The organism is Microbacterium candidum, from assembly GCF_030315975.1.
GTDB classification, from domain to species: Bacteria; Actinomycetota; Actinomycetes; order Actinomycetales; family Microbacteriaceae; genus Microbacterium; species Microbacterium candidum.
On the sequence record NZ_JASXSZ010000004.1, the window covers coordinates 441,871 to 454,696 of the forward strand.

Here is a 12,826-nt window from a genome sequence, read left to right on the forward strand (position 1 = left end):
GGCATCCCGAGGAGGCTCTATGCCCGACACCGTGTACGACCCCACCGCCCTCGCCCCCGGAACTCTCCGTGTGACACCGCTCGGCGGGCTCGGCGAGGTCGGTCGCAACATGACCGTCTTCGAGTACGAGGGCAAGTTGCTCATCGTCGACTGCGGCGTCCTGTTCCCCGAGGAGCATCAGCCGGGCGTCGACCTGATCCTCCCCGACTTCGAGCCGATCCGCGGCCGCCTCGACGACATCGTCGCGGTGGTGCTCACGCACGGCCACGAGGACCACATCGGCGCCGTCCCGTACCTGCTGCGGCTGAAGGGCGACATCCCCCTCATCGGCTCCGGGCTCACGCTCGCCCTCGTGGAGGCGAAGCTCAAAGAGCACCGCATCCGTCCGTACACCCTCTCCGTGAAGGAGGGCGACACCGAGACCGTGGGTCCCTTCGACCTCGAGTTCATCGCGGTCAACCACTCCATCCCGGACGCGCTTGCTGTCGCGATCACGACCCCCGCCGGCGTCGCACTCGCGACCGGCGACTTCAAGATGGACCAGCTGCCCCTCGACGGGCGGATCACCGACCTCCGCGCCTTCGCGAGGCTCGGCGAGGCGGGCGTCGACCTGTTCCTGCCCGACTCGACCAACGCCGACGTCCCCGGCTTCACGCCGCTCGAGCGCAGCATCGGCCCCGTGCTCGACCAGGTGATCGGCAAGGCCCCTCGCCGGGTCATCGTGGCGAGCTTCTCGAGCCACGTCCACCGCGTGCAGCAGGTGATCGACGCCGCAGCCGCCCACGGGCGCCGCGTCGCGTTCCTCGGCCGCAGCATGGTGCGGAACATGACGATCGCCGAGGAGCTCGGGTACCTCAACGTGCCGGACGGGGTCCTCATCGACTACAAGAAGGCCAAGGACCTGCCCGACGACCAGATCGTCTACATGTCCACGGGCTCGCAGGGTGAGCCGATGGCGGTCCTCTCGCGCATGGCGAACCTCGACCACGCGATCGAGGTGGGCCCCGGCGACACCGTCATCCTCGCCTCGAGCCTCATCCCGGGCAACGAGAACGCCGTCTACCGGGTCATCGACGGGCTCACGAAGCTCGGCGCGACCGTCGTGCACAAGGGCAACGCCAAGGTGCACGTCTCGGGACACGCCGCCGCCGGCGAGCTGCTGTACTGCTACAACATCCTGAAGCCGAAGAACGTGCTCCCCGTCCACGGCGAGTACCGGCACCTCATCGCGAACGCGAAGCTCGCGCAGGACACCGGCATCCCCGAGGAGCGCACGATCGTGGGCGGCAACGGCACGGTCGTCGATCTCCGCGACGGCGTCGCCGAGGTCGTCGGCCAGCTCGACATCGGCTTCGTGTACGTCGACGGCTCGACCGTCGGCGAGATCACGGATGCCGACCTCAAGGACCGCCGGATCCTGGGCGAGGAGGGCTTCATCTCCGTGATCGTGGTGGTGGACGCCTCGACCGGACGGGTCATCTCGGGCCCAGAGGTCCATGCCCGCGGTGTCGCCGAGGACGACTCGGTGTTCGAGGACGTCATCCCGAAGATCACAGCCGCCCTCGCGGAGGCCGTCGGCAACGGTGTGCGCGACAACCACGCCCTGTCGCAGGTCGTGCGCCGCACGATCGGCCGCTGGGTGAACCAGCGCCTGCGGCGTCGCCCGATGATCGTGCCGCTCATCATCGAGGCGTGATCCGGGTCAGCGGAGCGAGGCCACCGTCCGGATCATCCGCTTCGCGAAGCGCAGCTGACGTTCGTACGTCGCCGCGATCGCGATGAGGATGACGCCGGCGATCGCGATCCACAGCCACCACCACACCTGGTCGTAATTGCGGGCGATGATCGGCCACAGCTGCGTCACGCCGTGGACGACGAGCACCGCCGCACCGAGGAGGAACGGCGCCTGCAGACGGCGCAGGATGCCGAAGAGCATCGTCGCCAGCGCCACGATTCCGACCGTGACGAGGCGCCAGGTGACGGGGTCCGTGTAGTCGGCGATGAGCGACGGCACGAGCAGCACCGCGAATCCGGGACCGAGCGCCGGCCAGCTGCGCAGCGTCGGCGTGCGCCGCATCCTGATGAGCCCCGCCGCGACCATCGCGAGCCCGACCGTCGCGGTGACCAGGTCGAACGGATCGACTGCGCGGCCGACGAGAGTGAGCAGGCTGACGACGGCCAGCGTGCCGAGGATCGTCCAGGCCGGGAGCGGGTCGGACAGGGGCCTCGCGGCGGGGAGCGCCGAGACCACGTGCAGAAGCGCGAGGACGATGACGGGCGCGAGCGCGATCGCCAGAGGCCGCTCGATGCCTGCGACGAGCGCGACCGGGATCGCGGAGACCACGACGACGGATGCCGTCATCCACTGCTCGATCCGCGTACGGCCGGCGTTGCGGCGACACCACAGCGTGACCGCCCCGAGACCGATCACGAGAGCGATCCCCGCCCACAGCTCGACGGCGGCGGTCCGGTCGAGTTGGATTCCCGGCACGGCCTCTCGGACCGCGCCCGGGAACAGGGCGAGCGAGAGGGCGCGCACGGTCGCGGCACCGGTCCCCGCGACGACGGCCGCCACCATGGCGACGAGGCGCAACGGAACACCGCGGACCGTCCGCGGGATCCACACCAGCGCGACTGCCAGGAGGAGGCCGACGCCTGCCACGATCACCGGCCGCAGGGCGGGCTCGCCGCTGGCGATCACGCTCGGAACAAGGGCGACCGCCGCACCCGCCCACACGCCGAACCGGCGCCCGGAGATGAGCGCGCCGGCCAGGAGGGAGGCGCCCGTGATGACCGTGACGATGTCGAACGGGTCGATGTCGCCGAAGACGAGTGTGACCCCGCCGAGGACGACTGACGCGAGCACCGCGATCAGCGTCACGAGCGGATGCGACAGCGGACGGCTCTGCGGGATCGCGACGGCCACGCGCAGCAGCGCGAAGACGATGACCGGTGCGAGCAGGAGCGCGGTCGGCTGGTCGCCCTGTGCGGCGATCGCAACGGCGGGCATGACGGCGACGGCGATCGCGGATGCCGCGATCCCCGGAGACACGAAGGCCGGGGCGTCGGTGAGGCGCAGCATGAGGGCGGCCGCGACCAGTCCGCCGGCCAGGGCCGCGGCCCCCCAGAGGTCGGCTGCCCACGGCGCCGCACCCCACGGCTCCGCCTGCGCGAGAGCGGGCACGGTCGCCACGGCGAGCCCGCGCATCCCCGCGGCTCCCACGGTGGATGCCGCGGCCGCGGCGATCGCGATCTCGCGGAGCGGGACCATTCGGACGGTCTTCGGGACCCACCGCGCGCCGACGAGGAGCGCGGCGCCGAGGCCGACGAGGAGGAGCGCGCGAAGCGCGGGCTGAGAGCTCGCGGCGATCGACGGGATGAGCCCTGCGGCCGCGCCCGCCCACGCGAGCCCGGGACGCCGACCGAGGACGCCCGCGAGGAGGATCGAGGCGCCGACGAGGGCGGTGACCGGGTCGAACGGGTCGATGCCGCTGAGGACGACGGTCGCGGCGCCGAGCGTGGCAAGAGCGGCGAGAGCCGTCCACCGGGCGATCGGGTGGGGGAGCGGCGTCAGTCGCTGCAGCCCGGTCGCGACGTGCACGACGCCGAGCACGACGACCGGCGCGAGCAGCAGCCACATCGGCAGCGCAGGGCGGGCGGCGAGCACCACGGCGGGGACGGAGCCGGCGATGATCGCGAGTCCCGCCGCGAGTCCCGCGATCGGGCGCGGCAGGTCCGTCGCGCGATCGAGGAGGAAGGCCGCGGCGAGACCGCCGACGAGGGCGGCGAGCGCCCACGCATCCGCAGACCAGTCGCCGGGGGCGGCGAGCGCGGTGCCCCGGACGGCGGCGGCGCCCGCGATCGCGACGCCGCCGGTTGCGATGACGACGACACGCACGGGAATGCCGCGCCACCCGGCGGTGCACCACGGCGACACCGCGAGGGCGATGGCTCCCGCGCAGACGGTGAGGATCGGCCGGAGGGCGGGATCCGCGCTCGCCGCGACGCTCGGCAGCACGGCGGTGGCGGCCCCTGCCCACGCGAGGGCGACGCGCCCACGCGCGGCCGAGGCGTCCGTCAAGGGGCGGCGGACAGCGAGGATCATCGCCATCGCGAGCAGCACCGCGGCGGCAGGCAGTGTGTACGCCTCGACGAGCGTCGCACCCGAGACCCCGAGCGCGGTCCACAGCGCCGCGAGTCCGATCGCAGGCGTCAGCCATGCCACGTGCCGCCAGGGAGACCTGCCCGCGGTCGGCTCACCCGTCACGGCCGCCGCGAGGTACGGAATCGGTGCGACGAGCAGCAGGACGAGCCACCACTGGTCGGAGGCCGCGGACGCCGCCACCGAGATCGCGGCCACCGCGCCGATCGACACGAACCAGGCGAGGGCGGGCGCGGCGCCGCGCGGCAGACGGATGAACAGTCCCGCCCCGGCCAGGAGGAGCAGGACGGCGGCGACGGCGACCCATCGGTAGCCGTGGTCGATCGCAAGGACGGGCACGAGATTCCAGGCTGCGACGGCCGTCGCGACGGGCACGAGGGCGGCGAGACTCGTGCGCAGCGGCACCCGGCGGTCCACCGCGACGCCGACGCCGGCGACCAGGGCGAGCGCGAGCGTCGGCATCCACGCGACGGATGCGGGCGAGACGACGATGCCGGCAAGCCCCACGAACCCGGCGGTGAGCGCCGGTCCGGATACGGCCCATGTCTCGCCGTTCGGCAGCCGACGGCACACCACGAGCACCGCCAGGATGACGGCCGCAGCCGTCGTGACCCACATCCACGGGCTGCTCCACGGCTCCACGAGCGGCTCGTTCATCGTCATCGCCCATGCGGGGATGAACGCGGCCGAGACGCATGCCGTCGTCGCGGCGACCGCGAGATGGAGGACGCGGGAGCGGCGTGTCGCATCCCCGTCCCACGTCCGGCCGGCGACGAGGAAGCCCGCGATCGCGACCGCGAGGAACAGCGCAGTCGCGAGCGGCCACGTACGCGGATCGGCGGCCGCGAGGCTCAGCAGGAGGGCTCCGGCGGCGACCTCCGCGGATGCGGCGAGGGCACGCAGCTGCCGCGCCCGTGCGACGACGCCGAGCGCGAGGGATGCGACCGCCAGCAGCGTGTAGGCGAGGGCGCCCCAGACTCCCGCGGGGTAGGTGGCGGCGACCAGCGCCGCCCAGGCGGCCACTGCCGCGGGGAGCACAGGGAGCGACCGCAGCCGGCCCAGCACGGCCAGGACCGCTGCGAAGACCGCGGCGAGCGCGAGCGGTGCGACGGCGGGTCCCGGGGCGTCGATCACGAACCGCACCGACCCGAAGGCCGACCCGCCGACCGAGCCGTTCCAGCCCGCGAATCCGGCGACCGCGGCTTGCATGAGCCGGACGAGCCCGAGAGCGACACCGGGAAGCGCGACCACCGTGGCGACCGTCGCTGCGATGAGCGTCCCCGCGTGCGCTGTCAGAGCGCGCGCGAGCGGACCGGGGGTCTGAACATCGGCCACGTCAGCATCCGCTGCGTCAGCATCCGTCGTGTTCGCTGCGACGTCGACCGCATCCGTCGGGTCCGCCGTCGCCGCGTCCGCCATGACCGCATCCATCGACGCGACCGCTGCGGGGCGGACCCGTAGGAAGGCGATCGCGAACGCGGCGATGGCGCACGCGACCAGGGCCGAACCTGCCGGAGCGACCCATCCCGCATCCCGCGTCGAGAGCTCCTGCACCGCGGCCACGGCCGGCGCGGCTGCGGCCGAAAGGCCGGCAAGTCCGAGGCAGATCGCGCGGATGCGCGCCTCCAGGCGCCCACGCGCCGCCCACGCGAGGCCGCCCCACAGTGCGGCGGCCGCACCGAAGGAGATCAGAGCGTGCCAGCGGAGGTCGGGAAGTGCATCGAATGCGCCGCCGATCGCCGCGAGGCCGATCGTGCCGCTGAACGCGACGAGCGTCCACGCGGGACGCGAGCGGGGGAGGAGCCGCACTCCGGCGATGCCCATGGCGAGCGCCGCGAGTCCGGCGACCCACCACCGCGTCGACCCCGTGTCGGGGACGAAGGATGCCGCGAGCATCGCGACCCCGAGCGGTGCGAGCCCGGCGGCGGCGTAGCCCGCGACGCGCAGGGAGGTCAGACGGCGGGCCACGACGAGCAGGGCGGCCAGCACGATCGCTGCCGCGCCGTAGTAGGCGAGCTGCGGGATCGCCTCGGTGCCGAACGCCTGATTGGCGCGGATGATCCACGCGTCCAGCATCAGCAGGATGATCGCGACGACTCCGACGCCTTCGCCGGTCAGCACGAGTCCGCGGCGGCGGAGGAACCATGCGAGCGCCAGAACGCCGACACTCGCGCCGGCGATGATCATCGACCGCACTTCCAGCCCGACGACGAGGTAGGCCCAGAAGAGGAAGACGATCGCCCCGACGGAGGTGAGGATGACGCCGACGCCCAGGATCGTGAACTGCATGCTGAACCGGTGCGCGAGCGCCCGTGCCGTCCCGGTGTCAGTGGCGGGCGGCATCGTGGTCTCGGCTGCAGCCGCTGTCATCGGGAGGCTCGAAGCAGGTGGGAGTTCGTCCGCGGCGGCGACCGCTCGTGCCGCTTCGCGGTCCCGCTCGGCCCGCGCGCGTTCGAGCGCGGCGCGCTCATCGGCCTCCCGTGCAGCCTCCGCGAGTCGGCGGGCGTCCTCGGCCACCCGCGCGGCGCGTTCGGCCGACGCCTGCTCGGCGCGCAACGCGCTGATGAGCGCCGCGCGCTCGGTCGCCAGCTCTTCGAACCGGCGCCCGATGTCGAGGACCTCCGCGAGCTGCGGCATCGTCAAGTCGAGCCCGCAGGCGGTGCATCGCGCGCCGGTGATGGCGGTGAAGCACGCGGGGCATCGCGAGGTGTCGACGAAGGCTGCCGGGTCAGGCGGCCATGGCGGGCCGACGTCCGGATCGTCGAGGTGGACCGTGCGTGGGTCTGACTCCGACATGGGAGGGCCTCATTTCCCCAGACGAGGGATAAACCCTCGGATGATCCATCATCGCACCGCGCGCGCAACGGCGCATGTAGGGATTTCGGGGGACAGCGGCGGACTCGAATCTGCTCGAGCCCGCCGCATCCCCGCACGTGTCAGACGTGTGCTCGCGGTCGAGCGCGCGCGACCACGGCGCGATCTGCGCGGTCGGCTCGCGGGACGCTCCGGTGCCGGTGGGTCAGAAGCACCATCACGCTGCCGAGGATCAGGAATGCCGCAGCGATGACGCCGATGTAGATGAGGGGCGTCTGGTATCCCTCCGGGCCGTTCGGGTCCAGGAACGGGTAGGGATACCAGTACCGCGTCGACCCGTCCGGCGCGTCCACGAGAGGGCCCCGCACCATCGTGTAGAGGGCCCAGCCGAGCGGGATGCCGACGATCCCGATGAGGGCGCGCCACGTCAGCCTCCGGCGCCGCGGGGCGAAGAGCACGTCGATCACGAGGTACGCGGGCAGGACGACGTGCATCGTCTCCTCCGACCATCGATCGAGGAAGGCGACCCACGCGGGGTCCGGCGTCGCGAGGACCAGCGGAAGGCCCCTCAGCATCGTGTTGTACACGATGCTGAGGATGATCATCGCGGTGCTCGTCGTGGCGAGGGCCACGGCGAGCGCGGGCGACTCCATGCCGTCGGGCGTCGCCAGCGGGCCGTGCGGCCGCGCGGCGATGAACAGCACGACGATGGTCGAGATGACGCTGACGACGGTGAAGTAGCTGAAGTAGTCCGCCACGACGAGACCCATGTCCTCGCCGAGTCGGAAGCCGCGCGCGACATCCACGACGCCTCCCGCGACCACTCCGGTGATGGCGATGCTCGCCGCGACGATCCTCCACGATGACCAGGACATGGGCGTGCCCCTCTCGAACGATTCCCCAGTGCGGATAAGAGGGGCGCTGGTCGCTCGCTGATACCGCTTCTCCCGCGTGGTTCCGCGGGAATGTCGGCCGGTGGCCGTACCGTGGAGCAATGCCCAGAAGCAGCAGCACGAGTGGGCGCAGCAGCACCGCGAGCGGTCGCGCGTCCGGCAAGGCCGCGGCCCCCGCGCCGTCGTCGCGCGCCGCCAAGCCCAAGAGCACGGCGGCCAAGCCCGCGCCGGCACCCAAGCGCTACGTCGGCGAGCCCGCGAAGCCGCCGGTGATCACCCGGATGTGGATGGGTCTCGCGCACGCCACCGGCGGGCTGTTCCGCGCCTTCGGCCCGGAGACCCTCGAGAAGGAGCAGCGCCGCGATGGCCTGCCCTTCCTCATCGTGCTGCTCGCGGTCGCCGGGGCCGTCGTCGAGTGGTTCTTCATCGGCAACCCCACGGCCCAGCTGATCAGCGCGTATACCGCCGGAGGCCTCGTCGGCCGAGTGGCATTCGTGCTGCCCGTCCTCTTGATCCTGTTGGCGGGATGGCTCTTCCGGCATCCCGCATCCGTCCACGACAACGGACGCATCGGGATCGGCTTCGTCCTCTTCGTCCTGACCCTCGCCGGCTTCTGCCACGTCTACGGCGGGCGTCCGAAGCCGGCCCAGGGCCTCCCCGCGCTCAGCAAGGCGGGCGGGCTCTTCGGCTGGATGATCGGCGAGCCGCTCGCGATGTTCCTCACGCAGATCGGCGCCGGCATCGCTCTGGCGCTCCTGTGCGCGCTGTCGATCCTCATCCTCACCAAGACCCCGCCGAACCGCATCGGCAAGCGCCTCGGCGACCTCTACACGTGGATGTTCGACGCCGAGCGCGTCGAGAAGGATCCGGTGGAGGAGAAGAAGGCGGACGCCGACGCCTCGGCCGAGGACGGCGGCGATGCCTCGCTCCCGTTCTGGCGCCGCAACAAGACGGGCCGCGAGAAGGATCCGGATGCCCCGGGCATCGGCTCGCAGGACCTCACCGAGCTGCTGCCGCCGAGCTCCGATTCGCACCACGGGGGATTCGAGCAGGCCATGACGCCCGTGGCGCCCGCGACTCCGCCGCTGCCGCCGATTCCCGCGGCCGACGCTTTGACGCAGGTGCTCGACGCGGCCGCGCTCGAAGGCGTCCGCCAGGCCGCGTCCCGCGCGACCGCCGACATCTCGATCCACGACGACGCCCCCGACTCCGGCGACGAACTGCCCGGGCTCGCCGGCATCGGAGGCGCGGGAGACCGGATGCCTCCGTCGGCCCCGTACCGGCTGCCGTCGGTCACCGCGCTCGCCGAGGGCACGCCGCACAAGGCCCGGTCCGAGGCGAACGACGCCGTTGTGCGCGCCATCACGAACGTCTTCGAGCAGTTCAGCGTCGACGCGCGGGTCACGGGATTCTCCCGAGGCCCGACAGTGACCCAGTACGAAGTCGAGGTCGGTCCGGGTGTGAAGGTCGAGCGCATCACCGCGCTGACCAACAACATCGCCTACGCCGTGGCCTCCAACGAGGTCCGCATCCTCGCCCCGATCCCCGGCAAGAGCGCGATCGGCGTCGAGATCCCGAACGCCGACCGCGAGATCGTGACGCTCGGCGACATCCTGCGGTCGGCCGCGGCGACGAGCGCGACGCATCCGATGACGATCGGCGTCGGCAAGGACGTCGGCGGCGGCTACGTCGTCGCGAACCTGGCGAAGATGCCGCACCTCCTGGTCGCCGGCTCCACCGGCTCCGGCAAGTCGAGCTTCGTCAACTCGATGATCACGAGCCTCCTCATGCGGGCGAAGCCGTCCGAGGTGCGGATGGTGCTCATCGACCCGAAGCGCGTCGAGCTCACGTCCTACACCGGCGTGCCTCACCTCATCACGCCCATCATCACGAACCCGAAGAAGGCCGCCGAGGCGCTCCAATGGGTCGTGAAGGAGATGGACATGCGGTACGACGACCTCGCGTCGTTCGGATTCCGCCACATCGACGATTTCAACCGCGCCGTGGTGAACGATGAGATCCAGCTGCCGGTCGGCAGCGAGCGCGTGCTGAAGCCGTACCCGTATCTCCTCGTGGTCGTCGACGAGCTCGCCGACCTGATGATGGTCGCCCCGCGCGACGTCGAGGACTCGATCGTGCGCATCACGCAGCTCGCGCGTGCCAGCGGCATCCACCTCGTCCTCGCGACCCAGCGTCCGTCCGTCGACGTCGTCACCGGCCTCATCAAGGCGAACGTGCCCTCGCGGCTCGCGTTCGCCGTGACGAGCGTCACCGACTCGCGCGTCATCCTCGATCAGCCCGGCGCCGACCGCCTGATCGGCCAGGGCGACGGGCTCTTCCTGCCGATGGGCGCCTCGAAGGCGCTGCGCGTGCAGGGCGCGTGGGTGAGCGAGCAGGAGATCGAGAAGGTCGTCGCGCACGTCACCGGGCAGGCACGGCCGGAGTATCGCGCCGACGTGCAGGCCGTCGCGGAGAAGAAGGAGGTCGACGCCGACATCGGAGACGACCTCGAGCTCCTCCTCGCGGCCGCAGAGCTCGTCGTCACGAGCCAGTTCGGGTCGACGTCGATGCTGCAGCGCAAGCTCCGCGTCGGGTTCGCGAAGGCCGGGCGCCTCATGGACCTCCTCGAGTCCCGCGAGATCGTGGGCCCCTCCGAGGGGTCGAAGGCGCGCGATGTGCTCGTGACCCCCGACCAGCTGCCGGCCGTTCTCGCCCGTCTGCGCGGCGAGGATGTCCCGATGCCGGCGGCGTCCGCCGCCGAGGCGACGACAGAAGAGCTCACCGACGACCGCTACGGCGTCGACGCCCTCGAGAAGCAGTTCGAGGGCTACCCCGTCGTCGAGGACGAGGGCGACGAGGATGCGTGGGGCCTGACCGGCCGCGACTGACCGCGCCGGTGCGACGTCCCCGCAGGCTCCGCTCCGGGCGCGCCAGCGTATGGGCGGGGTGTCGGGGGAGAGGATACTGAGGACGTGGCCGTTCCCCGTCAGCTCCCCAATGCGATCACGATCGTCCGCATCCTGTGCGCGCCGGTCTTCCTCTGGATGCTGCTCGCCGACGACGGCGCGGACGGGCCGCTGCGCTGGTGGGCGGCGGCGCTGTTCATCGTGGCGATCGCCACCGACGGCGTCGACGGCTACATCGCACGCCGCTACGAGATCGTCACCGACCTCGGCAAGCTCCTGGACCCGATCGCGGACAAGGTGCTCACGGGCTTCGCGTTCATCGGTCTCTCCATCCTCGGGGAGCTCCCGTGGTGGGTCACGATCGTCGTGCTGGTGCGCGAGATCGGCATCACCGTCTACCGGTTCATGGTGGTGAGCGATCACGTGCTCGCGGCGGCGTGGATGGGCAAGCTGAAGACGGTCGCGCAGGCCGTGGCGCTGTCGCTCGCCCTGCTCCCGCTCTGGACCCTCGTCGGGGACTGGATCTTCTGGGTCAACGGCGTCACGATGACGATCGCCATCATCCTCACGATCGCCAGCGGCATCGACTACATCGTCAGCGAGGTGCGCGGCCGCCGCGCGAAGGCCTCATGAGCACGGCGGACGCCGAGCTCGAAGCGCTCGCGCGCGTCGTGCTGGAAGGCCTCGCCCGCCGTGCGTGGAGCATCGGGATCGCCGAGTCCCTGACGGGCGGCCTCGTGGTGGCGTCCCTCGTGTCGATCCCCGGAGCTTCCGCCCACGTGCGGGGCGCCGTGGTGGCGTACGCGACGGATCTCAAGCAGTCGATCCTCGGGGTGGATGCGGCGCTGCTCGCCGCGCACGGGCCGGTGCATCCTGAGGTCGCGATGCAGATGGCCCAGGGCGTCCGGCGCGTCACCAGCGCCGACGTCGGAGTCTCGACCACCGGCATCGCAGGTCCGGATTCGCCCGACGGGCAGCCGGTCGGGACGGTGCACATGGCGGTGGCGACTCCGGACGGGGCCGCGGTGCGTTCGCTCGTCCTTCCGGGTGATCGCGATGCCGTGCGCCGGGGCAGCGTGCGCGCGGCGCTCGAGGCGGTGGCCGTTTCGCTGTGAGCGAACGGGGGCCCGGCCATCGGAATCTCCCGGTGAACAGTTGGGTTACAGAAGCGGTGAGTCCCGCACATTCTCAGGCGCAGAGGATTAGATTGACAGCGATCGGTGTTGTACTGTTGTCCACCCAGACAGCGGAAGATTCACGGTAAAGGGGGCCCGCGATGATTCTGGTTCGGCAAGAGATCGGCGAGGTCCTTCGCGATCTCCGTCAGCAGAAGGGGCGCACGCTCCGTCAGGTCGCCGGGCGCGCCTCGGTCGCCCTCGGCTACCTCAGCGAGGTCGAGCGCGGGCAGAAGGAGGCGTCGAGCGAGATCCTCGCCTCGGTCGCCGAAGCCCTCGACGTCCCCATCTCGACGATCATGCGCGAGGTCGGCGACCGCATCTCCGTGCTCGAGGGTCTGCAGACCCTGCCCGACACCGTTCCCGACGAACTGCTCGCCTCCGTCGAGCCCGAACTGTCGCTGCGCTGACGTTGCGGCGCAGCGAGTTCGACCGAGCGGTCGAAGCCGAGTTCGGCGCGCGCGGACTGTCGCTCGTCCTCGATCTGGCGCTCCCGCAGGTCGGCGGTCGGACCTCCGCCGATGCGCTCGCCGCCGGCGTGCCGCCGCGCGAGGTGTGGCTCGCGCTGTGCGCTGAGACGGACGTGCCGGAATCGCGCCGCCACGGCGTCGGACGGCTCGAACCTCGTCGCGCCTCCGGTCGCTGAGCCCGCCGAAACGCGGCGTGTCGTCGAAGTTCTGTTCGATGAGCGCGTAGTGTCCTTCACAGAAGGTGTCGAGCACGCGTTTTCCACGGGACCGAGGGAGCGACGACAGGATGTCGGAGCCCCCTCATAGCGTGAAGACCGTCGGATGACACCCACGCCTTGTCGCAGCATCCCTCCCGTCCGGGGTGGAGCGCGACAGCCTACAGGCGACGGAACACGAGCTGAAGGAG

General features: G+C 71.5%; 8 protein-coding genes. 6 read left to right on the plus strand and 2 right to left on the minus strand.

Annotated elements, in window-relative coordinates:
• The first annotated feature begins 19 nt into the window (after positions 1 to 19).
• Positions 20 to 1,696, plus strand: coding sequence for a ribonuclease J (locus QSV35_RS14355; protein WP_286289467.1), 1,677 nt, complete (start codon positions 20 to 22; stop codon positions 1,694 to 1,696).
• 6 nt (positions 1,697 to 1,702) lie between these two features.
• On the opposite strand, the gene QSV35_RS14360 is transcribed toward QSV35_RS14355, so the two are convergent.
• Positions 1,703 to 6,958 (minus strand): SCO7613 C-terminal domain-containing membrane protein, encoded by a 5,256-nt coding sequence (locus QSV35_RS14360; RefSeq protein ID WP_286289468.1) that lies wholly within the window; start codon positions 6,956 to 6,958, stop codon positions 1,703 to 1,705.
• A 140-nt stretch (positions 6,959 to 7,098) separates the two neighbouring features.
• The gene (locus tag QSV35_RS14365; protein WP_286289469.1) at positions 7,099 to 7,851 is read right to left on the minus strand and encodes a Pr6Pr family membrane protein; all 753 of its coding nucleotides are present in this window, start codon (positions 7,849 to 7,851) and stop codon (positions 7,099 to 7,101) included.
• A 119-nt stretch (positions 7,852 to 7,970) separates the two neighbouring features.
• Here QSV35_RS14365 and QSV35_RS14370 point away from each other — a divergent pair, with 119 nt between their 5' ends.
• From QSV35_RS14370 to QSV35_RS14390, 5 genes are all read left to right on the plus strand, one after another.
• Positions 7,971 to 10,757, plus strand: a complete 2,787-nt coding sequence (locus QSV35_RS14370) for an FtsK/SpoIIIE family DNA translocase (RefSeq protein WP_286289470.1) — start codon at positions 7,971 to 7,973, stop codon at positions 10,755 to 10,757.
• 84 nt (positions 10,758 to 10,841) lie between these two features.
• Positions 10,842 to 11,408: a CDP-diacylglycerol--glycerol-3-phosphate 3-phosphatidyltransferase gene (pgsA, locus tag QSV35_RS14375; protein WP_286289471.1), complete on the plus strand. Its 567-nt coding sequence runs from the start codon at positions 10,842 to 10,844 to the stop codon at positions 11,406 to 11,408.
• A complete protein-coding gene (locus QSV35_RS14380; RefSeq protein ID WP_286289472.1) occupies positions 11,405 to 11,890 on the plus strand; it encodes a CinA family protein in 486 nt (161 codons plus the stop codon). The genes pgsA and QSV35_RS14380 overlap by 4 nt, the downstream gene beginning before the upstream one ends.
• Before the next feature lie 161 nt (positions 11,891 to 12,051).
• The gene (locus QSV35_RS14385) at positions 12,052 to 12,360 is read left to right on the plus strand and encodes a helix-turn-helix domain-containing protein (protein ID WP_286289473.1); all 309 of its coding nucleotides are present in this window, start codon (positions 12,052 to 12,054) and stop codon (positions 12,358 to 12,360) included.
• A gap of 2 nt (positions 12,361 to 12,362) precedes the next feature.
• On the plus strand, positions 12,363 to 12,596 hold the full coding sequence (locus QSV35_RS14390) for a DUF3046 domain-containing protein (protein WP_286289474.1): 234 nt from the start codon (positions 12,363 to 12,365) through the stop codon (positions 12,594 to 12,596).
• Positions 12,597 to 12,826 lie beyond the last annotated feature (230 nt).